Annotated in this window: 21 protein-coding genes and 1 tRNA gene; 10 read left to right on the top strand and 12 right to left on the bottom strand. The window is 70.8% G+C overall.

The window, feature by feature from the left end; translation table 11 throughout:
- Nucleotide 1: 1 nt before the first annotated feature.
- Together frc and LWJ43_RS04470 are read right to left on the bottom strand one after the other, a co-directional pair.
- A complete protein-coding gene (gene frc / locus LWJ43_RS04475; RefSeq protein WP_277330965.1) occupies nucleotides 2-1,240 on the bottom strand; it encodes a formyl-CoA transferase in 1,239 nt (412 codons plus the stop codon).
- 12 nt (nucleotides 1,241-1,252) lie between these two features.
- On the bottom strand, nucleotides 1,253-2,944 hold the full coding sequence (locus LWJ43_RS04470) for a thiamine pyrophosphate-binding protein (RefSeq protein WP_277330964.1): 1,692 nt from the start codon (nucleotides 2,942-2,944) through the stop codon (nucleotides 1,253-1,255).
- Between the two features lie 166 nt (nucleotides 2,945-3,110).
- Between LWJ43_RS04470 and sucC the strand changes: the two genes are divergently transcribed.
- The 3 genes from sucC to LWJ43_RS04455 all read left to right on the top strand — a co-directional run bounded on the left by sucC (nucleotide 3,111) and on the right by LWJ43_RS04455 (nucleotide 6,902).
- A complete protein-coding gene (gene sucC, locus LWJ43_RS04465) occupies nucleotides 3,111-4,247 on the top strand; it encodes an ADP-forming succinate--CoA ligase subunit beta (protein ID WP_277330963.1) in 1,137 nt (378 codons plus the stop codon).
- 2 nt (nucleotides 4,248-4,249) lie between these two features.
- Entirely contained in the window at nucleotides 4,250-5,131 is an 882-nt protein-coding gene (sucD, locus tag LWJ43_RS04460) for a succinate--CoA ligase subunit alpha (RefSeq protein ID WP_277330962.1), read from the top strand.
- 214 nt (nucleotides 5,132-5,345) lie between these two features.
- The gene (locus LWJ43_RS04455) at nucleotides 5,346-6,902 is read left to right on the top strand and encodes an aldehyde dehydrogenase family protein (RefSeq protein WP_277330961.1); all 1,557 of its coding nucleotides are present in this window, start codon (nucleotides 5,346-5,348) and stop codon (nucleotides 6,900-6,902) included.
- Between the two features lie 85 nt (nucleotides 6,903-6,987).
- On the opposite strand, the gene LWJ43_RS04450 is transcribed toward LWJ43_RS04455, so the two are convergent.
- The 8 genes from LWJ43_RS04450 to LWJ43_RS04415 form a co-directional block, all read right to left on the bottom strand.
- On the bottom strand, nucleotides 6,988-7,758 hold the full coding sequence (locus tag LWJ43_RS04450) for an enoyl-CoA hydratase/isomerase family protein (RefSeq protein ID WP_277330960.1): 771 nt from the start codon (nucleotides 7,756-7,758) through the stop codon (nucleotides 6,988-6,990).
- Complete coding sequence (locus tag LWJ43_RS04445) at nucleotides 7,755-9,002, bottom strand: cytochrome P450 (protein WP_277330959.1); 1,248 nt, start codon at nucleotides 9,000-9,002, stop codon at nucleotides 7,755-7,757. The genes LWJ43_RS04450 and LWJ43_RS04445 overlap by 4 nt, the downstream gene beginning before the upstream one ends.
- Nucleotides 9,003-9,094: 92 nt before the next feature.
- Nucleotides 9,095-10,465: a cytochrome P450 family protein gene (locus LWJ43_RS04440; protein ID WP_277330958.1), complete on the bottom strand. Its 1,371-nt coding sequence runs from the start codon at nucleotides 10,463-10,465 to the stop codon at nucleotides 9,095-9,097.
- 12 nt (nucleotides 10,466-10,477) lie between these two features.
- Nucleotides 10,478-11,038, bottom strand: coding sequence for a GTP-binding protein (locus LWJ43_RS04435; protein ID WP_277330957.1), 561 nt, complete (start codon nucleotides 11,036-11,038; stop codon nucleotides 10,478-10,480).
- Between the two features lie 3 nt (nucleotides 11,039-11,041).
- A complete protein-coding gene (locus tag LWJ43_RS04430) occupies nucleotides 11,042-11,425 on the bottom strand; it encodes a DUF742 domain-containing protein (protein WP_277330956.1) in 384 nt (127 codons plus the stop codon).
- A complete protein-coding gene (locus LWJ43_RS04425; RefSeq protein ID WP_277330955.1) occupies nucleotides 11,418-12,263 on the bottom strand; it encodes a roadblock/LC7 domain-containing protein in 846 nt (281 codons plus the stop codon). The genes LWJ43_RS04430 and LWJ43_RS04425 overlap by 8 nt, the downstream gene beginning before the upstream one ends.
- Nucleotides 12,260-13,447 (bottom strand): ATP-binding protein, encoded by a 1,188-nt coding sequence (locus tag LWJ43_RS04420; RefSeq protein WP_277330954.1) that lies wholly within the window; start codon nucleotides 13,445-13,447, stop codon nucleotides 12,260-12,262. The genes LWJ43_RS04425 and LWJ43_RS04420 overlap by 4 nt, the downstream gene beginning before the upstream one ends.
- 482 nt (nucleotides 13,448-13,929) lie before the next feature.
- Nucleotides 13,930-15,267, bottom strand: coding sequence for a DUF2254 domain-containing protein (locus tag LWJ43_RS04415; RefSeq protein ID WP_277330953.1), 1,338 nt, complete (start codon nucleotides 15,265-15,267; stop codon nucleotides 13,930-13,932).
- 189 nt (nucleotides 15,268-15,456) lie between these two features.
- Here LWJ43_RS04415 and LWJ43_RS04410 point away from each other — a divergent pair.
- Nucleotides 15,457-15,544: transfer RNA gene (locus tag LWJ43_RS04410), tRNA-Leu, on the top strand.
- Between the two features lie 130 nt (nucleotides 15,545-15,674).
- Here LWJ43_RS04410 and LWJ43_RS04405 read toward each other — a convergent pair.
- Nucleotides 15,675-17,333 carry a hypothetical protein gene (locus tag LWJ43_RS04405; RefSeq protein WP_277330952.1) on the bottom strand — a complete coding sequence of 553 codons (1,659 nt, stop codon included), beginning with the start codon at nucleotides 17,331-17,333 and terminating at the stop codon, nucleotides 15,675-15,677.
- Between the two features lie 389 nt (nucleotides 17,334-17,722).
- Between LWJ43_RS04405 and LWJ43_RS04400 the strand changes: the two genes are divergently transcribed.
- From LWJ43_RS04400 to LWJ43_RS04375, 6 genes are all read left to right on the top strand, one after another.
- On the top strand, nucleotides 17,723-18,739 hold the full coding sequence (locus tag LWJ43_RS04400; protein WP_277330951.1) for a LacI family DNA-binding transcriptional regulator: 1,017 nt from the start codon (nucleotides 17,723-17,725) through the stop codon (nucleotides 18,737-18,739).
- Nucleotides 18,736-20,274, top strand: a complete 1,539-nt coding sequence (locus tag LWJ43_RS04395; RefSeq protein ID WP_277330950.1) for a sugar ABC transporter ATP-binding protein — start codon at nucleotides 18,736-18,738, stop codon at nucleotides 20,272-20,274. The genes LWJ43_RS04400 and LWJ43_RS04395 overlap by 4 nt, the downstream gene beginning before the upstream one ends.
- Nucleotides 20,264-22,228, top strand: a complete 1,965-nt coding sequence (locus LWJ43_RS04390; protein ID WP_277330949.1) for an ABC transporter permease/substrate-binding protein — start codon at nucleotides 20,264-20,266, stop codon at nucleotides 22,226-22,228. Before LWJ43_RS04395 ends, LWJ43_RS04390 begins: the two co-directional genes overlap by 11 nt.
- A 20-nt stretch (nucleotides 22,229-22,248) precedes the next feature.
- The gene (locus LWJ43_RS04385; protein ID WP_277330948.1) at nucleotides 22,249-23,196 is read left to right on the top strand and encodes a ribokinase; all 948 of its coding nucleotides are present in this window, start codon (nucleotides 22,249-22,251) and stop codon (nucleotides 23,194-23,196) included.
- Complete coding sequence (gene rbsD, locus LWJ43_RS04380) at nucleotides 23,193-23,582, top strand: D-ribose pyranase (RefSeq protein WP_277330947.1); 390 nt, start codon at nucleotides 23,193-23,195, stop codon at nucleotides 23,580-23,582. The genes LWJ43_RS04385 and rbsD overlap by 4 nt, the downstream gene beginning before the upstream one ends.
- Before the next feature lie 358 nt (nucleotides 23,583-23,940).
- Entirely contained in the window at nucleotides 23,941-24,375 is a 435-nt protein-coding gene (locus LWJ43_RS04375) for a VOC family protein (protein WP_277330946.1), read from the top strand.
- A 9-nt stretch (nucleotides 24,376-24,384) separates the two neighbouring features.
- Here LWJ43_RS04375 and LWJ43_RS04370 read toward each other — a convergent pair whose 3' ends face one another.
- Entirely contained in the window at nucleotides 24,385-25,188 is an 804-nt protein-coding gene (locus tag LWJ43_RS04370) for an N-formylglutamate amidohydrolase (RefSeq protein WP_277330945.1), read from the bottom strand.
- Between the last annotated feature and the right edge of the window lie 72 nt (nucleotides 25,189-25,260).

The following is a 25,260-nucleotide window of genomic DNA, read 5'->3' as shown; positions in this document are numbered from 1 at the left end:
CTCAGATGACTCCGTTCGTCTTCAGCAGCCGCAGTTCCTCGTCGCCCAGGCCCAGTTCGCCCACGTAGACCTCCGCGTTGTGCTCACCGAGGAGCGGGGAGGTGACGATGTCGACGGGGGAGTCGGACAGCTTCAGCGGACTGCCGACCGTGGTGAAGGTCCCGCGCTCGGGATGCTCGACGCGGACCACCATCTCGTTGGCGGCCAGGGACTCGTCCTCGACGATCTCCCTGGTGGAGAGGATCGGACCGCACGGGATGTTGTGCGCGTTGAGCTGTTCCAGCACGTCCCACTTGGGGAGCGTCGCCGACCACTCCTCGATGAGCTGGAACATCTTCCCCAGCTTCGGCAGCCGGGACTCCGGTGTCGCCCACTCGGGGTCTTCCGCCAGCTCGGGCCGGCCGATCAGCTCGGACAGGGGCTTCCAGCCGACGGGCTGCACGATGACGTACACGTAGTCGTTGGGGCCGCCCGGCGCGCACTTCACCGCCCACCCCGGCTGGCCGCCGCCACTGGCGTTGCCGCTGCGCGGCACCTCGTCGGCTCCGGTGGTGTCCTGCGCGTTCGGGTACTCGGCGAGCGGCCCGTGCTCCAGCCGCTGCTGGTCGCGCAGTTTGACCCGGCAGAGGTTGAGCACCGCGTGCTGCATCGCCACGTTGACCCGCTGTCCCCGCCCGGTGCTCTCGCGCTGGAACAGGGCGGCGAGGATGCCGGCGACCGCGTGGATCCCGGTCCCCGAGTCGCCGATCTGCGCCCCGGTGGCGAGCGGCGGGCCGTCGGCGAACCCGGTGGTGGCCATCGAGCCGCCCATGGCCTGCGCGACCACCTCGTACGCCTTGAATTTGGTGTAGGGGCCCTCACCGAAGCCCTTGATGGAGGCGTAGACGATCCGTGGGTTGATCTCCTGGATGCGTTCCCAGGTGAATCCCATGCGGTCGACGGCGCCCGGGCCGAAGTTCTCCACCATCACGTCGCTGCGGCGGATGAGCTCGGTGAGGATCTCCTTGCCGCGCTCGCTCTTGGTGTTGAGGGTGATGCTCCGCTTGTTGCAGTTGAGCATCGTGAAGTAGAGGGAGTCGACGTCGGGCAGATCGCGCAACTGCTTGCGGGTGATGTCCCCGCTCGGCGCCTCCAGCTTGACCACGTCCGCCCCGAGCCAGCCGAGCAGCTGGGTGGCGGAGGGACCGGACTGTACGTGCGTCATGTCGAGGACGCGCACGCCCTCAAGAGCTTTGGTCATGCCACGGCTCCTCTACTTGTACATGGTCTGGTTCATCGTTCCGGGGGCGTAGGCGTCCGGGTCGACCCAGACGTTGATGAGTGAGGGCAGCCCCGATTCCCGGGCCCTGCGCAGCGCCGGCGCGATGTCGGCGGGGTCGCGCACCTCCTCGCCGTAACCACCGAGCATCTGGGCGAACTTGTCGTAGTGGACGTCCCCGAGGGTGTTGCCGATCCGCTCGCGCTCGTCGCCGTACTTGGCCTTCTGGCCGTATCGGATCTGGTTCATCGAGGAGTTGTTGCCGACGATCCCGACGAAAGGCAGGTTGTAGCGGACCAGCGTCTCGAAGTCCCAACCGGTCAGGGAGAACGCGCCGTCGCCGAACAGCGCGACCACCTCCTTGTCGGGCCTGGCCTGCTTGGCGGCCAGCACGAAGGGCACCCCCACGCCGAGCGTGCCGAGCGGTCCCGGGTCCATCCAGTGGCCGGGGGTGCGCGGCTGTACGACCTGCCCGGAGAAGGTGACGATGTCGCCGCCGTCCCCTATGTAGACGGAGTCCTCGGTGAGGAAGTCGTTGATCTCGCTCACCAGCCGGTAGGGGTGGATGGGGGAGGCGTCCGACTTCAGCTGGGGCAGCCGCTTCTCGATCGCCGTCTGCTCGGCGGCGCGCAACTCGTCCAGCCACGCCTTGCGCAGGGCCGATCCGCCGTTGAGCCGTCCGCTCGCGGCCTCCGTGACGGCCTTCAGGACGACCGACGCGTCGCCGACGATCCCGAGGTCGACGTCGCGGTTCTTGCCCACGGTGCGGTAGTCGAGGTCGATCTGCACGACGGTGGCGTCCGGGGAGAGCCGTTTGCCGTAGCCCATCCGGAAGTCGAAGGGGGTCCCTACGATCACGATGAGGTCGGCGTTGGAGAACGCGTAGCGCCGCGAGAGCTGGAAGTGGTGCGGATCGCCGGGCGGCAGGGTGCCGCGGCCGGCGCCGTTCATGTACGCGGGGATGTTGAGGGTGCGGACGAGTTCGGTGGCGGAGTCCGTGGCGCGCGTCGTCCAGACCTGACTGCCCAGCAGGATGGCCGGCTTCTCCGCGTGCACGAGGAGGTCGGCGAGCTTCTCGATGTCGGCCGGATCGCCGGCCGCCCGGGTGGACGCGCGGTACCGGCCCTCCTCGGGGACCCGCGCCTTCGCCGCCGGGACCTTCGCGTCGAGCACGTCGCGCGGGATCTCCAGGAACGACGGTCCGGGCGCCCCGTGGTAGCACTCGCGGAACGCCATCGACACCATGTCCGCCGCCCGCGCGGTGTCCGGCACGGTGGCCGCGAACTTGGTGATGGGCGTCATCATGTCGACGTGCGGCAGGTCTTGGAGCGAGCCCATCTTGTGCTGGGTGTGGGCACCCTGACCGCCGATCAGGAGCATCGGTGACTCCGCGCGGAAGGCGTTGGCGATCCCGGTGACGGCATCGGTCGTCCCGGGTCCCGCGGTGACGACGGCACACCCGGGCTTCCCGGTGATCCGGGCATAGCCGTCGGCGGCGTGGGCGGCGACCTGTTCGTGCCGTACGTCGACGACCTCGATGCCCTCGTCCACGCAGCCGTCGTAGATGTCGATGATGTGGCCGCCACAGAGGGTGTAGATGCGTTCCACCCCCTCCGCCTTGAGTGCCTTGGCGACCAAGTGCCCACCGGAGATGAGGTTCTGGTTGTCCTGGCTGTCCTCGGGCATGGCGATGTCCTGTCCCTTCGTAGGGGAGTGCGGGAGCCGTTCCGCCGCTCTCGCGGTACATTGCATACAGTCGACGAATACTGTATGAAGCTTGTTATCCCGCATCCGGTGGGTGGTGTCCAGGGGGCGTGCGGCACTTTCACAATCGGCACGATCGGGAGTGGCTATGGATCTGTACGAGCACCAGGCAAGGCAACTCTTCGCGGACCACGGCATCGCCGTACCGGAGGCCGAGGTGGTGGACGACCCGTCCGCGGCCCACGCCGCAGCCGCACGGCTCGGCGGCCGTGTCGTCGTCAAGGCGCAGGTCAAGGTGGGCGGCCGGGGCAAAGCCGGCGGGGTGAAGGTCGCCGAAGACCCCGCGGCCGCCGTCGTCACCGCACGCCGGATCCTCGGCATGGACATCAAGGGCCACCCGGTCCGGAAGGTGATGCTCGCCCAGCCCGTCGACATAGGACAGGAGTTCTACGTCAGTTTCGTCCTGGACCGGGCAGCCGGGACCTTCCTCGCCATCGCCTCCGCCGAGGGCGGCACGGACATCGAGGAGGTCGCCGCCACCCGCCCGGAGGCGGTCGCCCGGATCCCGGTCGACCCGGCCGAGGGCGTCACGGCGGCCGTGGCGGCACGGATCGCCGAAGCGGCCGCGCTGCCGCCCGGGACCGCACCCGTCCTCCGGGCGCTGTGGCGGGTGCTCACCGAGGAGGACGCCCTGCTCGTCGAGGTCAACCCGCTGGTGATCACCACGGACGGCCGGATCCTCGCCCTCGACGGCAAGGTGACCCTGGACGACAACGCGGCCTTCCGGCAGTCCCGTCGGGACGCGGACACCGCGGACCCGTACGGGGACCCGCTGGAGGCGACGGCCGCCGGCAAAGGGCTCAACTACGTCAAGCTGGACGGCGAGGTCGGCATCATCGGCAACGGCGCGGGGCTCGTCATGTCCACCCTCGACGTGGTCGCCGGCTGCGGGGCCCGCCCGGCCAACTTCCTCGACATCGGGGGCGGCGCCTCGGCCCGCGTCATGGCCGACGGCCTCACGGTCATCCTCTCCGACCCCTCGGTGAAGTCCGTCTTCGTCAACGTGTTCGGCGGGATCACGGCCTGCGACGCCGTCGCCGACGGCATCGTCCAGGCCCTCGACTCCGTCCACCTGACGAAACCCCTGGTCGTCCGGCTCGACGGCAACAACGCCGCGCGCGGCCGGGCGATCCTCGACGGCCGTGCGCACCCGATGGTCCAGCAGGTCGACACGATGGACGGCGCAGCCGACCGAGCAGCCCGACTCGCCCTGGGAGGGCACTGATCATGGCCATCTTCCTCAGCAAGGAGAGCAAGGTCCTCGTCCAGGGCATGACCGGTGCCGAGGGCATGAAGCACACCAGGAGGATGCTCGCCGCGGGTACCCGGATCGTCGGCGGCGTGAACCCCCGCAAGGCGGGCCGCGCCGCGGACCTCGACGGCGTCACGGTCCCGGTGTTCGGCTCCGTCCGCGACGGGATGGACGCGACCGGCGCCGACGTCACCGTCGTCTTCGTCCCGCCCCCGTTCGCCAGGGCTGCCGTCGTCGAGGCGGCCGACGCCGGCATCGGTCTGGCCGTGGTCATCACCGAGGGCATCCCCGTCCACGACGCCGTGGCCTTCCACGCCCATGCGAGGGCTCGGGGTACACGCGTCCTCGGCCCCAACTGCCCCGGGGTCATCAGCCCCGGCCAGTCCAACGCGGGCATCATCCCGGCCGACATCGCGACGGAGCCAGGCCGCATCGGTCTCGTCTCCAAGTCCGGCACGCTCACCTACCAGCTGATGCACGAGCTCCGCGAGACCGGGTTCTCGACGGCCGTGGGCATCGGTGGCGACCCGGTGATCGGCACCACGCACATCGACTGCCTGACGGCGTTCGAGAACGACCCGGACACCGAACTGATCGTCCTCATCGGCGAGATCGGCGGCGACGCGGAGGAACGCGCCGCCACCCACATCGCCCGGCACGTCACCAAGCCGGTCGTCGGCTACATCGCCGGCTTCACCGCCCCCGAGGGCAGGACGATGGGCCACGCGGGGGCCATCGTCTCGGGGTCCTCGGGCACGGCCTCGGCGAAGAAGAAGGCGCTGGAGGCCGTGGGGGTCGCCGTGGGCGCCACCCCGACGGAGACGGCCCGCCTGGCGGAGGAGCTCCTGCGCGGCTGACGGTCCACCGGCCGGGCCGCACCGCCTCACCCGTCCGGCGCCGGAGGACCGGGGCCCCGGTTTCGAGACGGGGCGGGCAGGGGACAGTCCGCCGCGGGCGACCGACCCGCCCCGCCCTCCCGTACCGGCGCACCCGCACTCCGGACGTCACGTACGAACACCCGCGTCACCTCACCCCGCACCCGCGTCCCCCGCACCTCAGAGCGGAGACCTCATGACACCCTCATCTCCAGCCGCGAACCTCATCCTCAAGCCGGGAACGGCCTGGCAGGACGCCTGGCGCCGCTGTCTCGCCGCCGCCCCCGAGGCCTTCCAGGACGACCGCGTCCGCAATCTCCGGGGCGCCGCATGGCACCCCGACGGCCGCACCCTCCCCGCCACCAGCCCCGTCGACGGCACCCCCGTAGCCGGACCTCCCCGGCTGGACGCCCCGGCCGCCCGTGACGCCGTACGAGCGGCCCTCGACGCCCACCGGGCCTGGCGCCACGTCCCGCTCCCCGAGCGCCGGGCCCGTGTGTCCGCCACCCTCGACGCCCTCACCGAGCACCGCGAACTCCTCGCCCTGCTCCTGGTCTGGGAGATCGGCAAACCCTGGCGCCTCGCCCAGGCCGACGTGGACCGCGCCATCGACGGCGTCCGCTGGTACGTCGACCACAGCGACCGCCTGCTGGCCGGCCGGACCCCGCTCGCGGGCCCCGTCTCCAACATCGCCAGCTGGAACTACCCCATGTCCGTCCTGGTCCACGCGATGCTCGTCCAGGCCCTGGCCGGCAACGCGGTGATCGCCAAGACCCCCACCGACGGCGGCGTCTCCTGCCTCACCCTGGCCTGCGCCCTCGCGGCCCGCGAGGGCCTCCCGTTCACCCTGCTCAGCGGCAGCGGAAGCGAACTGTCCGAACCCCTCGTCCGGTCGGCCGAGATCGGCTGCGTCTCCTTCGTCGGAGGGCGGGACACCGGTGCCCGCATCGCCACCGCCGTCGCCGACCTGGGCAAGCGGCACATCCTCGAACAGGAGGGCCTCAACACCTGGGGCGTCTGGAACTACTCGGACTGGCCTGCCCTCACCGCCGTCATCCCGAAGCTCTTCGACTACGGCAAGCAGCGCTGCACCGCCTATCCCCGCTTCGTCGTCCAGCGCACCCTCTTCGCGGACTTCCTGGCGGCCTATCTCCCCGCCGTGCGCTCGCTCCGCACCGGGCACCCCCTCGCCGTGGAGCACCCCTCGGACCCGCTGCCCGTCCTGGACTTCGGCCCCCTGATCAACGCCACCAAGGCCAAGGAACTCCACGACCAGGTCACCGAGGCGATCGACCGCGGGGCCGTCCCCCTCCACCAGGGCTCCGCGTCGGACGCCCGCTTCCTCCCCGGCCAGGACACCAGCGCCTACCTCCAGCCGGTCACCCTCCTGAACCCGCCGCCCTCCTCACCGCTCCACCACGCGGAGCCCTTCGGACCGGTCGACACGATCGTCCTGGTCGACACCGAGGCCGAACTCCTCGCGGCCATGAACGCGTCGAACGGCGCCCTGGTCGCGACCCTCTCCACCGACGACCCGGAGACGTACGAGCGGCTGGCCCCGCAGATCCGCGCCTTCAAGACCGGCCACGGCAAGCCGCGTTCGCGAGGGGACCGTGAGGAGCTCTTCGGTGGCTTCGGCGCGTCGTGGCGGGGCGCCTTCGTGGGCGGCGAACTGCTCGTACGCGCCGTGACCGACGGCCCGGGGGAGGAGCGGCTGCCCGGCAACTTCCCGGACCACCACCTGATGCCGTAGCCGAACACTCCTCCTCGGCACCCGGCGAAACCGGCACGGCCCGTGGCAGCCGTGCGCAGGCCGAGGAGGACGTCGAACGGGCCCCTTACCCACGCTGGTTGAGTTGGGCGGTCAGGAGGTGGGAGTCGAGCAGCGAGGTGTCCGCCGTCCGGTCCGCCCGCGCGAAGCCGGCCAGCATGCGCTTGGTCAGGACGAGGGCTTCGGGGGAGCGCCGGGCGAGCGGCCTCGTCCAGGCGTTGACGACCTCGTCGAGCCGGTCGAGCGGGGCGGTCTTGTGGAGGAGTCCGAGCCGTTCAGCCGTCTCCGCGTCGAACACGTCGCAGGTCAGCATGAGTTCGCGGATCCTGGCGGCGCCCGCCTCGGAGACGAGGCGGCCCATCGCCCCTCCCCACGCAGGGGGGAGACCGATGCCGACCTCCGGCATGCGGAATCGGCACGTGTCCGCGCCCACACGCAGGTCGCAGAACGAGGCGAGCGCCAGCCCGGCACCGATCACCCGGCCGTGGAGCCTGGCGATGGTGACGGCGTGGGTGTTCTCCAGGGCCTGACACAGCCGCTGGGCCTTGTCCGCGATGCGCCGCAGCGCGGAACCGGTGGGATCCGCGGCGAGCGCCTCCTGGTACTCGTTGCGGTCCGCTCCAAGGCAGAAGTCCTGCCCCAGGGACGAGAGGGTCAGGAGGCGGATGTCAGGGCGGTCGTGCAGGTCGTCGAGCAGGAGGCGGAGATCGTCGAGGACGGCGCTGTCCAGGGTGTCCTCCTGGTTCCACGGGTTGAGCCGTACATGGAGTACGGGGCCGTCCTCCTCGACGCGTATCGCCTTGCGGGAATTGACGAGCGTACCGGCGGTTGCGTTCATGCGAGAGCGACGTCCAGGTTCAGAGGGCGCCTGAACGCGACCCTGGGGGCCATCGTCGGGCGGCGTACGAGAGTGAGACGGGGCAGACGGCGGACGAGCTGACGGAGAAGGGTCTGGGCCTCCAACCGGGCGAGCGGCGCCCCCAGGCAGTAGTGGATGCCGCCGCTGAAGGCGAGATGGGCGGGCGGGCGCGAGGGGTCGAACACATCGGCGTCGCTGTGTTTCGCCGGGTCCCGATGGGCGGCCCCCACCATGAGGTGGACCATCTCGTCCTTGCGTATCTCCATGCCGCCGAGGACGCTGTCCGCGGCGGCGACCCTGCTGATGACGTGGGTGGGCGGGTCGTAGCGCAGCGTCTCCTCCACGAACCCGGGGACCAGGTCGGGGTTGTCCGCGACCTGGTCCCAGCGCGCCGGGCTCTCGACGAGCAGGAGCGTCATGGTCGTCAGGAGCGTCGCGGTGGTCTCCAGGGCGGCCAGGAGGACGAACAGAACCAGGAAGTACACCGCTTCGTCCGCCTTGTCGCGGTCGGGTTCCACGGCGTCCCAGGAGTCTATCCAGCGGGACACGGGATCGTCGCCGGGGCGGGCGCGCCGGGCCTTCACCAGGTCCGTGAAGTAGGCGCGCAGTTCGGCCGTGGCCGCGTCGGACGCCGCCAGCTGGCTCGCGGACGGAAGCAGCTCCTGGGTGAAGACCTGGTCGTGCGTCAGCTCCCGCAGGCGGGGCCAGTCCGCAGCGGGCAGCCCGAGCCAGTCGCCTATGGTGGCGACCGGCAGCTCCTCGCCCACGACCGCCGCGAAATCGGCCTCCCCGTCCCGCAGCCGCTCCGCGAGGTTGTCAAGGAGCCGCTCGGCCGTCCGGCTCACCGACCGGCCGATCCGCTGAACCGTGGCCCGGTCGAACGTGCCGGCCGCCCGGCGGGCCCGAGTGTGGTCCGGAGGGTTGAGCGCGGCCAGTGTCCTGCTCATCTCCCGCGAGGACGAGGCGTTCCAGCGCGTGCCCGATCCCTGCCGCTCGCGCCAGCGAGCGTCGGGTTCCAACCAGTCCCGGCTGCGCAGGACCTGATCGCAGACGGCGAAGCTCGTGACGAAGGAGCCTCCCCACGGAGCGGGGCTGACCCCGCCCCTCGCCAGCAGTTCCTCGTATATCGGGAAGGGGTCGGCCTGCCCTCTTGCCGTCCTCAGACGCGAGAAGAGGGATGCGGATGCCCTGCGGTCGGACGACGGAGTTGTGGTGACTCCCATGACTGCGGCCCCTTTCTAGAACCAGCCGCCATGCATACCCACAAGATCGTTGAAGCATCCAATAACACAGGGGCATCAGGGGGTAACAAAAATCACTCCCCTCTCGTCCATGCCAGGAACCGGCTGAAGAGACCACCCTTGTGCTGCGGCGCGGCAGCGCCCTGCGGCTGGGAGCCGTGGGATCCGGCGGGGGAGGGCGCGCTCTGCTGGGGCGCGGCGCCCGGCTGCGCGTGGCCGGAGGCGGGCGACGGCTGAGCTCGCGGAGTGAAGCGTACGGGGAGGGTCACCAGCGAGCGGCTCCACGGACTCGGAGCCCAGGCGAGGGTCCCGAACGGAACTCGCATCTCGATGTCCGGCAGCCGGTTGAGCAGAGTCTCGACCGCGGTGACCGCGATCATGAACGCCGGGTCCTTGGCGGGGCAGGCGTGCGGGCCCGCACCGAAGGCGAGATGGGCCTTGGCGCTGAGCTGCCGGCGGTGCTCGGTCAGTTTGGGATCGGTGTTTGCCGCGGCGAAGGAGATCAGCACCGGGTCGTTGGCCCGCAGGGTCCTGCCGCCGAGGTCGACGTCATGGACCGGGTAGTGAGCCGCGTAGTTGGCGATCGGAGCGTAGTTCCACAGGCTCTGGGCGACCGCGTCCTCGACCGGCAGCCCGGGCTGCCACTCCTCGCCCAGGTACAGCGCACTGCTGCTCCCGATCGTGGCGGTCAGGGGAGCGGTACCTCCGGAGAGCAGGGTCACGAGCTGGTGCAGCACCTCCTCGTCGCTCAACCGGGCCGGGTGCTCCATCAGACGGGTCGTCAGGTCGGCCGCCGGACGGCGTCGTTTGAGGGCGATCAGCTCCAGGAGCGCGCCGCCCAGGACCTCGTCGGCACCCGGAGTCCCCTCGAAGATGCCGCTGATACCGGCGATCACCCGGTCACCGATCTCCGGGGGGCAGCCGAACAGGTCGCTGAAGACCAGCAGCGGCAGCGGCTGGGCGTACTCCGACATCAGCTCCGCCTGGCCGCGGGGCTCGGAACCGAAGCGGCTGATCAGGTAGTCGGCGGACTGCTGCGTCTGCTTCACGAGCTGGAGCTCGTTGACCGTGGCGAGGCTGTCGGTGACCGCCTGGCGCAGCCGGGCATGGGCCGCACCGTCGCTGAACAGGGCGTTGGGGCGGTGGCTCATCATCGGCAGGGCCGGGCTGTCCGCCGGGACACGGCCTTCGTTCAGCGCGTTCCAGCGGCGGGAGTCCCGGACGAAGGAGGCGGGGTTCTGCAGGACGTAGAGGGCGGCGTCGTAGCTGGTGACCAGCTCGACCTCCACATCCGGGGCGATGTCGACGGGGGCGCTCAGGCCGAACGAGCGCAGATGCGCGTAGTGGCCGTCGGGGTCGGCTCCGAACGCGGGGCCGTACAACCGGACGTTCTCGTGGGCGGGGCACCCGGGAGGTATCTCCTGCGGGTCAAGCGGCTGCTGCATGGTGCGGCGCTCCTAGCCGAGTTGGGACATGAGATGTTCGACGAGGGTGATGAGGGCCTGCGCCGAGGTTCTCTCGTCGCGGACGTCGCACCTGGCGACGGGCGTGTCGGCGGTCAGGTTCAACGCCTCGCGGACTTCGTCGAGTGGATAGTCGGTGGTGCCCTCGAAGTGGTTGACGCCGATGGCGTACGTCAGACCGAAGCTCTCGACCAGGTCGAGGACGGGGAAGGACTCGTGCAGGCGCTCGGGGTCCACAAGGACCAGTGCTCCCAGAGCGCCCCGTGACAACTCCTCCCACATCTCCTTGAAACGCTCCTGCCCGGGCGTTCCGAAGAGGTAGAGGACCAGCGAGTCACTGAGGGTGAGGCGGCCGAAGTCCATGGCCACGGTGGTGGTCTTCTTGTGAGGTGTGCCCGACAGGTCGTCGAATCCCTCGCTGGCCTCGGTGATCTCCTCCTCGGTCCGCAGCGGCTCGATCTCGGAGAGACTGCCGATGCAGGTGGTCTTCCCGACCCCGAAGTGCCCGACTATGAGGATCTTCACCGCGTGGGAGACGTCTGGATCCAGGTACACGCGTTACGCTCCGAATCGATTCTTCAGGCCTTCGAGCACGGCGCTGACCAGTTCTCTGTCGACACGCTCGGCGCGAGGTATCGGCCTCCTCACCAGAATGAGGCTGTCCTCCTCCAACTGCGCCAGCAGAATGCGCACGATGCCCAGCGGCAGGTGCGTGTGGCCGGCCACCTCGGCGACGGACAGGAAACCCTCGGTGACCAGAGCCATGACCTGGCCGGCTTCGGGGGAGAGGGTGCGTGCCGTGGCCGCCGCGTCCTGCGCCGCCATGACGAGCGTGGTGTGCTCGTACTCGTGGTCCGGGGGCAGGGCCCGTCCGTTGGTGATGACGAAGAGGGGGACTAACGAGGACGTCAGTTCCAGCTCCTGGTCGGGCCCGTCAGGCATGAGCCACCCCCTCTCCCCCCACTGCCGACGGCGTCAGCTTCGGGATCACTTCGTGCAGGCGGGTGGTGAACTCCTCTATGTCGCAGTCATGCTCCGCGGCGGCGGCCAGGAAGGCCCCGGGGCCCGCCGATATCAGGAAGATCCAGCCGTGCTGGAACTCGATGACCGTCTGCCGCCACGCGGCGTCCTCCTGGACGCCCGCGAACCGCGAAGTGACCCTGCTGTAGGCGTGTATGCCCGTCATCGCCGCGGAGATCGTGTCCGCCATGTCCCTGTTCAGCCCGCTGGTCGCCCCGCGGGGCAGTCCGTCGGCCCCGAGCAGCACGGCGTGACGGGCGCCCCGCACGTCGGCGATCACCCGGTCGAGATCGGCGAGCACGAACCCCGAGTCACCGGAACCTCCGCGCCCGCCCGTCCCGGTGTTCCGTGTACCGGCGGCCTCCTCGGAGTTCACCCTGGGAGGAGAGGTGAGGTTGTTTCCCAGCCTCGCCACGAGCCGGTGCATACGGAAGGAGATCTGCTGCATGTCCACGTCGGGCGCCGCGGCAGCGGCCAGGTACGCGCCCTGCCCTGCTCCGATCAGAAAGCTCCATCCGTGGGAGAACTCGATGATCGTCTGACTCCACTGCCGGTCCGTCTCCGGTCCGGCGAAGTGGGACGTGGCACGGCTGAGCGACTGCATCCCGGCCATCGCGGCGGAGATCGTGTTCACCTCCTTCTCGGCCAGGCCTTCAGTGGCACCACGGGGAAGTCCGTCGGCGGACAGCAGGACGGCGTGCCGTGCCCTGGGCACGTTCTGCACGATGTCCTCGAGCATCCACGACAGGTCTGCGGTCATGCGTCTTCGGACCCTTCGGATGTGGTGTCGAGATTGCGGCCTGACAGAGTGCCGCGCTGGAAGGCCCCCAGGCTGCGTCCGGAGGAACGGCTGGTCCTCTCGGGCGCCGGCGGCGTCGGGTCCGGTCGCGTGGCCACCGGGTCCGGCACGCTCGCGATGGGAGCCTGACGGGCTCCCCGCTTCGGCAGGCCGTGGGTCGTGCGCGCGGTCCCGCTCGGCGGCCGGTTCTCCGAACGCAGAATGCTGCTCACGGGCGCCTCCTGGGCGGGCGGCGTCTCCTCCATGGTCCACAGCTCCTCGGGCAGCAGGACGACGGCCCGGACGCCGCCGTACCGGGAGACTCCGGTGACATCCACCTTGAAGCCGTACTGACGAGCGATCAGGCCGATGACGGGGAAGCCGAACTTGGGCTGGTTGCCCAGCTGCGAGAGACGGGGGACGACATCGCCCGACAGCAGTTCGGTCGCCCGCTGGCGGTCCTCGTCGTTCATGCCGACACCGGCGTCGTCGATGACGATGCACAGATTGCTCTGGACCCGCTGGAACGTCACCTCGATCGGTGCGTCGTGCTGGGAGAAGCTGGCAGCGTTGTCAAGGAGTTCGGCCACCGCGAGTGCCACGGGCGCGACCGCCGACGACTTCAGCGCGAGGGCGGTCTGCTGCATGACGGAGACCCGGTGGAAGTTGCGGATCTGCCCCTGGGCGCTGCGCACCACGTCGTAGACGCTGGCGGGCCTGTTGCGGCGGCCGAGCGGAGCACCGCACATGACCGCGATGCCCTGCGCCTTACGGGCCATCTGCGCGTTGGCGTGGTTCACCTCGAGCAGGTCGCTGAGCACGGCGTGGTTGCCGTACTTGCGCTGGACGCCGTCCAGGAGGGTGGTCTGCTCCGCCGCGAGACTCTGCAGGAAGCTGGCCGCGCCCTTGAGGACCGCCTTGGTGTTCTCCTCCGCCGCTTCCTTGGCCTCCCTGACCGTCCCGTCCTGTTCGCTCCTGAAACGTTGCAGTTCAGCCCGCGAGAGGTGGAGGTGACTGTCGGATGTGTGCAGCTGGCGTCTCAGCTCGGCCTCGGACTGCTGCTTCTTCGCCCCCAGGGCTCTGTTGCGGGCGGCGAGTGCCACTACGGCGGCAACGGCTGTCACCGTCACCGCAACCATGCACCACACGAGTGCGTCTTGATTCATGGAAACCTTTCCCGGCGCAGGCGGACGGCGACGGCATACCTCCCGAAGACCCGCGACGCAGCCACTCGGGCTGCCAGGCCGCTGTTACGTGGAGAGCAGGCCGTCGATCGCAAATCAGCATCTGGATCCCAGTGGATCAAGATCACAGATGCCGGGATGCTATCACCGGGTCGCACACCTCCCGGAGGCAGGGAGTCCGGAAGGCTGAGCGGCAACACCGGCCCGAAACAGCCGTGTTGAGGCCTTGTTCGCCCCGTCGCAGTCCGAATGCCTCGTCTCCCGGGCCGGGGCGTCCCTGTGTTCTGCACATCACAGACACATTCCGGCGTGCCACCGTCTTCGGCCGGGTGCCCAGGCCCCTCGCGTTCACACACTGTTTCTCCGCCTGTCACGGCGGAGGCGCGACGCCAGTCGTCCTGTCAGTACCGCGCCGGACGGGGCCGATCCGGAAAAAGGCGCCGTGGCGGTGCCGGTCACGGCGGTCAGCCGATCCCCTGCCGGTCCGGGCGCAGCGCGAACGCCCGCCCCGCCGCCCCGGGCACCGTGCGCTCGACCGCTTCCACCAGGAGTGCGCGGTGCCTCAGGAGCGGCTTCCGCCGCTCGTCGGAGGCGAGCAGCAGCAGATCGTCGAGCCCCGCGAGCAGCCGGCGCGTGACCTGAGGGCTGTCGGCCGCGCACCGGCGGATCTCCTCGAAGGCCAGATCCACGAGATCGGCCCACCCCGGCACCTGCTGGACGAGCCGGACGTCGCCCCGGCGGTCACGGTGGTGCAGCGTGGCGAGCGGCAGTGTGACGGCGACGGAGAGGAACTGCACGATCCGGTCCAGGCACTGCACCGCCGTGGTCGGATCGTGCACGGACGGCGACAGGGCGCGCAGCGCGATGTCCACCAACTGCCGCAGGCCGAAAGCCGGATCCTGGTGCAGGGCCCGCTCCACGCCGACCGACACCGTCCCTCTCAGGGCGCGCGGGGGAGGGGTGGGCCCGCCGTGGACGGTGAGGAGCGGTGTGCCCGGCACCACGAAGTCCCCGGCCCTCGGTACCAGTCGCAGCACGACCCCGTGCCGTCGCGCGCTCCGCACCAGCCGTGCCACCGCCACGTCCCGCACCACCCCCGCCCGCCCGTGGTGGACGAGCTGCGCCGCGCAGGGCTCGCGAGGTGGTTCCGCCGCCGCCCCTCCCGGCTGCCGCACCAGGGCGCGGAGCGAATCCCGGGTGATGTGATCGAGGACGGGCCCGACCTGCATGAGCCGCAGGGTGGACGAGACGTAGGCGACGAACAGGATCAGACTCAGGCCCACCAGGCCCAGGGTCAGCAGGCTCTGCAGCAGTGGCACCGACGTCACCCGCCGGAGGTCGGGCTCCGCTCCGCCCTCGTAGGAGGTCAGGACGAGCAGCGAGAACGCGAAGGTCGCCAGGAACACCGTCAGCGTGAGCTTGCTGATCCTGCTCCGCACGAAGATGCGGACGACGCGCGGCGTGAGCTGCCCGCTCGCCATCTGCACGGCCACCAGCGAGATGCTGAAGACGACACCGATGAAGGTCATCATCGCCGCGCTGACCGTGGTGACGATCGTCCGGGCGTCCACGGCGAAGGCCAGCAGGTCCCCGAGCTCCCGGTACGCCCCTTCCTCCTTCAGATGCGCGACGATCCTCGTGTCCAGCTCGGAGAGGACCCACCACAGTGCGAAGGCGCACACCAGGCCGGCTGTCGGCGCGAACCAGAAGGTGTCGCGCAGCCGCTCCCGCAGCGAGGTCAGCGCGGGGGGCGTCCGGTGGACGTGCGTGCTCCCGCCGCTCGGGACGCTCTTGCCACTCATGCCCGCGAAGGTAGCCCGACGCGACTGCGCGTACACGGCACGCCACGGTGCGTACGCGCGTCGGCGTGAGCCGGGCCGGGGACGGTCCGCGCCGCACTGACCACCGAAAACGCAGGTGAGAGGCACCCCGAACCCCTGGTATTGTTTTCTTCGTCGCCACGGGGAACACCCCGGGACGACAGGCACCTTGTCCGGGTGGCGGAATGGCAGACGCGCTAGCTTGAGGTGCTAGTGCCCTTTATCGGGCGTGGGGGTTCAAGTCCCCCCTCGGACACCACGCAGGACGAAGAACCCCAGCTGAGCTGGGGTTCTTCGTGTTTTCCAGGGGTTGTCGGCGTCGCTCCGGCGAGGGCCGCGGTGGGCCCGGCACCGTGGCCCGGCCCACCTGGCGGCTCACGCCGCACCGGTCACGACGTGGGTGTCGTGCACTTCGTCGTCGTACCGTCGGACAGGCACGCCCGCACCCAGCGGCCGTCGGTCGCCTTCAGCTTGCCGGCGTCGGCGACCTTCGCGTACGCCCCGCCGGGCTGCTTGTCCTCCAGCCACACGGTGACGCCCGCCGAAGTCGAGTGCGCCCAGGCGTAGTGGTCGGTCACGGACCAGTCGGGCCGGCCGCCCGACAGTGTGACCCGGGCGCCGTTCGGCAGGGTCGCCGTCGCCCACTCCGTCGCCTTCGACGCCCAGGTGGTGACCGCCGTCGGGGCGACGCCCTCGCAGGCCTCACCCGGTGCGCACGGGCCGACCGGGCCCTGGACGGACGTCTGGTAGATGTTGTCGTCCTGGTGGGTGGCGAACGCCCACTTCCTGCCGTCCACCACGAGTCCGGCGATCTCGTCTCCGGACAGCGGGTCCAGCGCGATCATCTTCGTCGTACCGGAGGCGGTCAGCCGGCCGCCGGGCAGCGGCTCGGGGCGTGAGTTCCGGGAGTCCGCGCCTCCGGACGCGTGCTTCATGAGCGTGGCCGAGACGTCGTTGCGACCCGGCGGGAGTTCGGCCTCGCCCCAGTAGTAGAAGTGGTACGGGTCCCAGGACGGGCGGCCCTTGTGGATCTTGAGCCGGCCCCCCAGGTAGATGTCGGCGTCCTCGATCACATCACCGTCGTAGAGCGGCATCCACTCCGTGACGCTCGCCGGGTCGATGCCCGTGCACGGCAGGGCATCGCACGGAGCCCCGGCCGGAGGCGTGGCCATGACGTCCTCGTCCTTGGTGCACTCGGTGCCCGTCGCGTCGCTGACGCAGGCCCGCAGTTCCGGCAGCCAGGAGAAGGCCCGGGTCGAGCCGGTCGTCGTACGGGAGGCGCCGGCGCGGGTGAACTCGGAGTACACCTGGCCCCAACGGCCCTGGCCCTGCCACGCCTCCAGCCAGAAGCGGCCGCCCGCGGGGAGCTCGCCCTCGGCCCAGCCCAGGAGACTGCCCTGCTTCAGGCGTCCGGCCACCTGCTGCACGGACGCGCCGGACGGCAGCTCGACCCGGTCGTAGTCGGCGCGCTCGACGTACGACCAGTCGGACTGTGGCACCGCCCGCGGATCGGCGACCTCGGCGCACCAGCCCTCGCACGGTCCGAGGGGGACGACCTCCGCGCCGTACTCGTTCAGGCAGCCGCGCTGGGTGCCGTCCGTGGCGCAGGCGCTGTTGGCGTACGTACCGCGGGGCGCCGAGGTCGAGTACACGAACATGCCGGTGGTGCCCGTGGTGCCACGGTACGAACGCGGGTGCTCCACGGCCTGGATGATGTTGATGCCGTCGCCCCAGTTGTCCTCGGCGCGCAGCCACAGCCGGCCGTCGGTCACCCCGGTCCCGAAGCGCACCTCGGCCCAGGTGTACGTGCGGCCGGCGGCGGCGTCCCAGGCCGGCTTGCCGGTGTACTGGACGATCCGGGTCCCCGAGGCGAGCGTCGTCTCCTTCAGGACCTTCGGCGCCCCGCCGGACTGCCACGCGGTCACCTGACCCGGATCCGACCCCTCGCAGGGCAGTTGCGGGCACGGTGCCGCCTGCGCGGCGACGGGTGCCGCCTGCGCCGTGGGTGCCGTCAGCAGCGCGGCGCCCACCGCGGCCGCGGTCAGCACCGCGAACCGCGACCACCACCACCGCCGCGGTGAAGTGGCGTGCGTCCGAAGGCCGTTCCCCGGTCCGTGGCCGTCAGCCGTGCGTCCATCCGCCCCGCTGTCCATCGCGCCTCCAGTGCGTCGTGTCCCTGCCGTCGTGGGCACATGGGCCCGGGGCGATGGAACTGGCGGCCACTCTCCGAATCGTCTCGGCGATGTCTCGGGGCGCGCATTACGGCCGGCCCTCGGTGAAGGGCGCCGGGGGAGTGGTGCATCACAATCCGGACTCGGGCGCCGCTCAGGGGGTTGATTTCCGCCATGTAATCGATTCCAATCATCCGTGTAATCGATTCCACGGCTTGTTCCGCTGGTTTCGAGGCTCACGGAAACCACAAGGAGGTGGTCCGGAAATGGCGAGCATCAAGGATGTCGCGGCCCAGGCAGGAGTCTCTGTCGCCACGGTCTCCCGCGTTCTCAACAGCCATCCCTCCGTCAGCCCGGACGCGCGCGAACGCGTCCTCGCCGCCGTGGACGCCCTCGGCTACCGGCCCAACGCCGTGGCCCGCTCGCTGCGCACCGACCAGACACGCACGCTCGGTCTCGTCATCAGTGACGTACTCAACCCGTACTTCACCGCGCTGGCCCGCTCCGTCGAGGAGGAGGCCCGGGCACTCGGCTACAGCGTGATCATCGGCAACGCCGACGAGCGGCCCGAACAGCAGGACCACCACGTCCGTACGCTCCTGGACCGCAGGATCGACGGACTCCTGGTGTCGCCCGCCGACGGCGAGTCACCGCTGCTGCTGGACGTCGCACGCACCGGAACCCCGATGGTCTTCGTCGACCGCTGGATCCCCGGGGTGGACATCCCCGTCGTGCGCGCGGACGGCCACCGCGCCATCCAGGACCTGGTCGCCCATCTGTACGCCCTCGGGCACCGCAGGCTCGCCATCATCGCGGGCCCTGCGGCGACCACCACGGGCGACGAACGCGTCGAGGCGTTCAGGGAAGCCATGCGGGCCCACGGGCTCGCGCTCCCCGACGCCTACATCGGACAGGGCGACTTCCAGGCGGACAGCGGACGACGTGCCACCGAGCACTTCCTCTCGCTCCCCGAACCGCCCGAGATCGTGTTCGCAGCCGACAACCTCATGGCGCTCGGCGCCCTCGACGCCATCCGCGCACGCGGTCTGCGCGTACCCGAGGACATCGGGCTCGCTGCCTTCGACGACATCCCGTGGTTCGTCCACACCGGCCCTCCGATCACCGCGATCGCGCAGCCGACGGGCGACCTCGGCCGTGCGGCCGTGCGCGCCCTCGTCGACATCGTCGAGGGCCGGCCCCCGCAGTCCGTCACCCTGCCCGCCACCCTCGTCGTACGCAGCTCCTGCGGCGAGCGCACCTCCACCCCCGGGAGCAACGAGTGAGCGAATCAGTCGAGTTGCTGCGCATCGAAGGCGTACGCAAGACCTTCCCCGGTGTCGTCGCCCTGGACAGCGTCGACTTCGACCTGCGCAGCGGCGAAGTGCACGTCCTGCTCGGCGAGAACGGCGCCGGCAAGAGCACCCTCATCAAGATGCTCTCCGGCGCCTACCGCCCGGACCGCGGGCGGATCTTCGCCGGCGGCCAGGAGGTGCGCATCCACGGCGCCCAGGACGCCGAGAAGCTCGGGATCGCCACGATCTACCAGGAGTTCAACCTGGTGCCCGACCTGACGGTCGCCGAGAACATCTTCCTCGGCCGCCAGCCGCGCCGGTTCGGCATGATCGACCGGCGGCGCATGGAGGCCGACGCCGAGGTGCTGCTGCGCCGGGTCGGCCTGCACATCTCGCCGAGGGCCAGGGTCCGCGAACTGGGTATCGCCCGGCTGCAGATGGTCGAGATCGCGAAGGCCCTCAGCCTGGACGCCCGCGTCCTGATCATGGACGAGCCGACGGCGGTCCTCACCTCCGAAGAGGTCGACAAGCTCTTCGGCATCGTGAGGCAGCTCCGCGCGGACGGTGTCGGCGTCGTCTTCATCACCCACCACCTCGACGAGATCGCCGCGCTCGGTGACCGCGTCACCGTCCTGCGCGACGGCCGCAGCATCGACCAGGTGCCCGCCTCGACACCCGAGACGGAACTCGTCCAGCTCATGGTGGGACGCAGCATCGACCAGCAGTATCCGCGTGAACGCCCGGAAACGGGGGCGCCGTTGCTGTCCGTCCGCGGACTCACCCGCGACGGGGTGTTCCACGACGTCAGCTTCGACGTGAAGGCCGGCGAGGTCGTCGGCCTCGCCGGACTCGTCGGAGCGGGCCGCACCGAGGTCGCCCGCGCCGTCTTCGGCGCCGACCCCTACGACACCGGCACCGTCGACGTACAGGGCGAGCGGCTGGGCAAGCACGACGTGACCGCCGCCATGGGTGCCGGGATCGGGCTCGTCCCCGAGGACCGCAAGGGCCAGGGGCTCGTGCTCGACGCCTCCGTGCAGGAGAACCTCGGCCTCGTCACGCTACGTTCGGCCACCCGCTCCGGACTCGTCGACGTGAAGGGGCAGCGCACCGCCGCCGCCCGCATCGCCGAACAGCTGGGCGTACGGATGGCCGGTCTCGGCCAGCACGTCCGCACCCTGTCCGGCGGAAACCAGCAGAAGGTCGTCATCGGGAAGTGGCTCCTGGCCGACACCCGGGTGCTGATCCTCGACGAACCGACGCGCGGCATCGACGTCGGGGCCAAGGTCGAGATCTACCAGCTCATCAACGAGCTCACGGCCTCCGGACACGCTGTCCTGATGATCTCCAGCGACCTGCCCGAGGTCCTCGGCATGAGCGACCGGGTGCTGGTCATGGCCCAGGGCCGCATCGCCGGAGAACTCCCCGCACACGAAGCCACCCAGGACGCGGTGATGGCACTCGCCGTCAGCGCCGCACCCGTCACCACACCCACCGAGAAGGCAGAGGAGGGCCCCCGTGGCCACTGACACGCATCCGAGCAAGGCGCACGCGGGCGGCGCCGGACACACCCTCCGCCGCCTCCTGCTCGACAACGGCGCCCTGAGCGCACTGGTCGTCCTCCTGGTGGCGATGTCGCTGCTCTCCGGCGACTTCCTCACCACCCAGAACCTGCTGAACGTCGGCGTCCAGGCCGCGGTCACCGCGATCCTCGCGTTCGGCGTCACCTTCGTCATCGTCTCGGCGGGCATCGACCTCTCCGTCGGCTCGGTCGCCGCGCTCTCCGCGACCGTCCTCGCGTGGTCGGCGACGTCCGCCGGAGTACCCGTCTGGCTGGCGGTCATCCTCGCCGTCGCCACCGGCATCGCCTGCGGCTTCGTCAGCGGCGCCCTCGTCGCCTACGGCAAGCTGCCGTCGTTCATCGCGACGCTGGCCATGCTCTCGGTGGCCCGCGGCCTGTCCCTGGTCATCTCCCAGGGCCGGCCGATCCCCTTCCCCGACTCCGTCTCCGTGCTCGGTGACACCCTCGGTGGCTGGCTGCCCGTCCCCGTCCTCGTGATGATCGCCATGGGTCTGATAGCCGCGCTCATCCTGGCCCGCACCTACATCGGCCGCTCCATGTACGCCATCGGCGGCAACGAGGAGGCCGCCCGGCTCTCCGGACTGCGGGTCAAGAAGCAGAAGCTGGCCATCTACGCCCTGTCCGGCCTCTTCGCGGCCGTCGCGGGCATCGTCCTCGCCTCCCGCCTCGTCTCCGCGCAGCCGCAGGCCGCCCAGGGATACGAACTCGACGCGATCGCCGCGGTCGTCATCGGCGGCGCCAGCCTCGCGGGCGGCGTCGGCAAGGCGTCCGGCACACTGATCGGCGCGCTGATCCTCGCGGTCCTGCGCAACGGCCTCAACCTCCTGTCCGTGTCCGCCTTCTGGCAGCAGGTCGTCATCGGCGTCGTCATCGCCCTCGCGGTGCTGCTCGACACGCTGCGCCGCAAGGCCGGATCCGGCGCCGCGACCGCAGGCGGCTCGTCCGCCGCGCCCGGCGGACCCGGCAAGGGCCGCAAGGGGGCGATACAGGTCGGCATCGCGGTGGTCTGCCTGGCCGCCGTCATCGCCGCCGTGACCTTCTTCAAGTCCGGCTCCTCCGGCACCACCACCAAGGTGGGCATGTCGCTCTCCACCCTGAACAACCCGTTCTTCGTGCAGATGAAGGAGGGCGCGCAGGCGGAGGCCGAGGCGGCCGGAGTCGACCTGACCGTCACCGACGCCCAGAACGACGCCTCGCAGCAGGCCAACCAGCTGGAGAACTTCACCAGCTCCGGAGTGGACTCCGTCATCGTCAACCCGGTGGACTCCGACGCGGTCGGCCCCGGCGTCCGCAGCGCCAACAAGGCCGACATCCCGGTCGTCGCCGCCGACCGCGGCGTCAACAAGGCGAAGACCGCGACTCTCGTCGCCTCCGACAACGTCGCGGGCGGCAAGCTCGCCGCGAAGTCGCTCGCCGACCGGCTGGGAGGCAAGGGCAGCATCATCGTCCTCCAGGGCACCGCCGGCACCTCCGCCAGCCGTGAGCGCGGCGCGGGCTTCGCCGCAGGCATCAAGGCCTACCCGGGCATCAAGATCGTGGCGACCCAGCCGGCCGACTTCGACCGCACCAAGGGCCTGGACGTCATGACCAACCTCCTCCAGTCCCACCCCGGGATCACCGGCGTCTTCGCCGAGAACGACGAGATGGCGCTCGGCGCCGTCAAGGCACTGGGCAGCAAGGCCGGGAAGTCCGTCTCGGTGGTCGGCTTCGACGGAACCCCCGACGGCCTGACGGCTGTCGAGGCAGGCACGCTGTACGCGTCCGTGGCCCAGCAGCCCAAGGAACTGGGGAAGATCGCCGTGCGGAACGCGGTACGGGCGGCCGACGGCAAGAAGGTCGACAGCATGGTGAAGGTCCCGGTCAAGGTCGTCACCCGGCAGAACGTCGCCGACTTCTCCTGATCACGGAAGGCACCGTCCAGATGTACGGAAACGAAGACTCCGCGCCCTCCGCCCCCGCCGGGCCCTCCCGGTACGACCTCCTGGTCGTGGGCTCGGCCAACGCCGACCTGGTCGTGGGCGTCGAACGGCGCCCCGGACCGGGCGAGACGGTGCTCGGCACCGACCTCGTCGTCCACCCCGGCGGCAAGGGCGCCAACCAGGCGGTCGCCGCCGCCCGTCTCGGAGCGCGTACGGCTCTGCTGGCACGCGTCGGCGACGACGCCCACGGCCGGCTGCTGCGCGCCTCGCAGCAGGAGGCGGGCGTCGACACGGGCGGAGTCCTCGTCGGGGGTGCGCCCACCGGGGTCGCCCTCATCACCGTCGACCCGTCGGGGGACAACAGCATCGTCGTGTCACCGGGCGCCAACGCCCGGCTGACTCCCGACGACATCAGGGCGGCGGGCCCCCTGTTCGCCGCGGCCCGGGTCGTCTCCGTGCAACTGGAGATCCCACTGGACACCGTCGCGGAGACGGCCCGGGCGCTCGGGCCGGGCGCGCGCCTGGTCCTCAACCCCTCCCCGCCCGCGCCGCTCCCCGACGAGGTGCTGGCCGCCTGCGATCCCCTCGTGGTCAACGAGCACGAGGCGCGCTTCATCCTGGGAGACGGTGCGGGCGACACCCCGGAGTCCTGGGCGCGGGGACTCACCGCCCTCGGACCGCGTTCGGTGGTGATCACGCTGGGCGCGGACGGCGCACTGGTCTCCGACACCCGCGCCGGCGGTCCCGTACGGGTACCGAGCCCCCGGGTCGCCGCCGTGGACACCACGGGAGCGGGCGACGCGTTCACCGCCGCCCTCGCCTGGCGGCTCGGCCTGGGCGAGGAACTCACCGAGGCCGCCGCGTTCGCCGTACGGGTCGGCGCGGCGGCCGTCACCAAGGAGGGCGCGCAGGCGTCCTTCCCGACCAGCGAAGTGGTCTCGGCACTGTGAAGAAGTCAGGCATCCTGAACCGCCACCTCGCGGGCGCCCTGGCCGGACTCGGCCACGGGGACGGCGTCCTGATCTGCGACGTGGGCATGCCCATACCCGCCGGCCCCCGCGTGGTCGACCTGGCCTTCCGGGCGGGCGTCCCGTCGTTCGCCGAGGTCCTGGACGGGCTGCTGGACGAGCTCGTCGTGGAGGGTGGGACGGCGGCCGAGGAGACCGGGGAGGCGAACCCGGAAGCGGCCCGTCTGCTCACCGCCCGCATCCCCGGCCTCGAGCTCGTGTCCCACGAACAGCTGAAGGAACTCACGGCGTCCGCCCGCCTGGTGGTGCGCACGGGAGAGGCCCGGCCGTACGCGAACGTGCTGCTGAGGTGCGGGGTCTTCTTCTGACGTGACACCACGGCACGTCCGTGCCTCGGGTGCCGTCGTGTGCGCCGCCGCCCCGCGACCCGGGACGGCGGCGACCCCCGCGCCGGCACGAGCGGTTCTCCTTCTTGTACCCCGTGCCTGACCCTCGTGCCGTGCGTCCGGGACGTGCCACGTCGGACCGGTGCGCCCGGAGGGCGAAGCCGCTAGGATCGGCCCCGTGACTGCCGGGTCGGCCATGGGCCACGTACGTGAGATGTGCCCGGCCCCTGCGTGAGCGCGCGGCGGGCCAGAGGCCCGCCACCCCGTCGTGTTGTCCCGTCCGGCGCCCGTGAGCGGCGCCCCTCCCAGCGGAATCACACGACATGGAGACCCATCGGGCATGCCCCACACACAGCAGCGGGACCCGCACACGGCCCAGCAGGGCGTCGACGTCGTCCAGTTGGACCACCACGCCGTCCACACCACCGACCGCGGCCTGTCGGCCGAGTTCATCGCCGCCGTCCTGGGACTGGAGGTCGGCGCGCCGTTCGGACCGTTCCTGCCCGTCGACCTGGGCAACGGCGTGACGCTCGACTACTACGAACTGCGGGACGAGCCGGTGCAGTCGCAGCACTACGCCTTTCTCGTCCCCGACGCCCAGTTCGGCACGATGATCGCCCGGCTGGAGGCCCTCGGGGTCACCTACTACGCGGATCCCCACCACACCGAACCCGGCCGTATCAACCGCCTCTTCGGGGGCCGGGGGGCCTACTTCGAGGATCCGGACGGCCACAACATGGAGATCATGACCCGTCCGTACGCCCGTCCCAGGTAGCCGCTCCCGTCACAGGTCCATGAGCCCGTCGACCAGTCCGGCCAGTGCGGAGGCGAGCGCGTCGAGCCCCGGGCCGGCCGGGCCGCCGGGCTCGGTCATGTACAGATCGCGCCGGATCTCGATCATCAGCGCGCCGACCCGGGAGTCCGCCTCGTAGTGCTTCAACGGCACGTACGTACCGGAGAAGGGGCTGTCCAGGCCGGTGCCGCCGAATCCGGAGAACGCCGCCTCCGCCAGGGCAAGGAGCCCGGGTGGGGTGTGGAATCCGTCGGTGCCCAGACAGACCGGAGGGCGCGGGCCGGTGCCGTGCAGTTCGTAGGGGAGCGCGCGCGACGGGTAGGAGTGGACGTCGATGACGACGGCGCGTCCCGTGGCGGCGAGCCGGTCGTCGACGGCCGCTGTCATCGCGTCGGCGTAGGGATGGAAATAGCGGTCGAGCAACGGCTCAGGATCCACCCCGGCCGGGCGGAGCACCTCCCCGTGCGTGGTCCGGGTGTAGACCGCGCCCATACCGGCGGCCAGCATCTCCTCCCGGTCGTCAGGGAAGCGCTCGGGGTCGACGACCAGTCGCGACAGGCCGTTGACGAAGCGCCAGGGGGTCACGGAACAGAGGCCGGACGCCCTGGCCGCCAGGTCGGCCGTGTGGGAGTCCGTGATGTGGTCTAGTTCGGACTCCAGCGCTCCGTCGTCCAGCACGATGCCGCCGCGCACCCGCTGCGGCACGACCCGGGAGGAGTGCGGGACGTGCAGCAGCACCGGCGACCCGGGGGCGCCGGACAGCAACTGGAAGGGAGAGGGTTCGGGGGTGGGCATGGGTTCCTCGTGCGTGTGCGGTGTGATGTGGTGACTGGCCGGGGCGTGGAGAGCCTCACCCCCCGGGAGCGC

It is taken from the genome of Streptomyces sp. JH34 (assembly GCF_029428875.1).
In the GTDB taxonomy this organism is placed as follows: domain Bacteria; phylum Actinomycetota; class Actinomycetes; order Streptomycetales; family Streptomycetaceae; genus Streptomyces.
This window is presented reverse-complemented; position numbering and strand designations above follow the sequence as displayed.

What these genes read in the sequence shown, in the direction of transcription:
- frc (WP_277330965.1), bottom strand. Translation starts at nt 1,240, where the DNA reads ATGACCAAAGCTCTTGAGGGCGTGCGCGTCCTCGACATGACGCACGTA.
- LWJ43_RS04470 (WP_277330964.1), bottom strand. Translation starts at nt 2,944, where the DNA reads ATGCCCGAGGACAGCCAGGACAACCAGAACCTCATCTCCGGTGGGCAC.
- sucC (WP_277330963.1), top strand. Translation starts at nt 3,111, where the DNA reads ATGGATCTGTACGAGCACCAGGCAAGGCAACTCTTCGCGGACCACGGC.
- sucD (WP_277330962.1), top strand. Translation starts at nt 4,250, where the DNA reads ATGGCCATCTTCCTCAGCAAGGAGAGCAAGGTCCTCGTCCAGGGCATG.
- LWJ43_RS04455 (WP_277330961.1), top strand. Translation starts at nt 5,346, where the DNA reads ATGACACCCTCATCTCCAGCCGCGAACCTCATCCTCAAGCCGGGAACG.
- LWJ43_RS04450 (WP_277330960.1), bottom strand. Translation starts at nt 7,758, where the DNA reads ATGAACGCAACCGCCGGTACGCTCGTCAATTCCCGCAAGGCGATACGC.
- LWJ43_RS04445 (WP_277330959.1), bottom strand. Translation starts at nt 9,002, where the DNA reads ATGGGAGTCACCACAACTCCGTCGTCCGACCGCAGGGCATCCGCATCC.
- LWJ43_RS04440 (WP_277330958.1), bottom strand. Translation starts at nt 10,465, where the DNA reads ATGCAGCAGCCGCTTGACCCGCAGGAGATACCTCCCGGGTGCCCCGCC.
- LWJ43_RS04430 (WP_277330956.1), bottom strand. Translation starts at nt 11,425, where the DNA reads ATGCCTGACGGGCCCGACCAGGAGCTGGAACTGACGTCCTCGTTAGTC.
- LWJ43_RS04425 (WP_277330955.1), bottom strand. Translation starts at nt 12,263, where the DNA reads ATGACCGCAGACCTGTCGTGGATGCTCGAGGACATCGTGCAGAACGTG.
- LWJ43_RS04420 (WP_277330954.1), bottom strand. Translation starts at nt 13,447, where the DNA reads ATGAATCAAGACGCACTCGTGTGGTGCATGGTTGCGGTGACGGTGACA.
- LWJ43_RS04415 (WP_277330953.1), bottom strand. Translation starts at nt 15,267, where the DNA reads ATGAGTGGCAAGAGCGTCCCGAGCGGCGGGAGCACGCACGTCCACCGG.
- LWJ43_RS04400 (WP_277330951.1), top strand. Translation starts at nt 17,723, where the DNA reads ATGGCGAGCATCAAGGATGTCGCGGCCCAGGCAGGAGTCTCTGTCGCC.
- LWJ43_RS04385 (WP_277330948.1), top strand. Translation starts at nt 22,249, where the DNA reads ATGTACGGAAACGAAGACTCCGCGCCCTCCGCCCCCGCCGGGCCCTCC.
- LWJ43_RS04375 (WP_277330946.1), top strand. Translation starts at nt 23,941, where the DNA reads ATGCCCCACACACAGCAGCGGGACCCGCACACGGCCCAGCAGGGCGTC.
- LWJ43_RS04370 (WP_277330945.1), bottom strand. Translation starts at nt 25,188, where the DNA reads ATGCCCACCCCCGAACCCTCTCCCTTCCAGTTGCTGTCCGGCGCCCCC.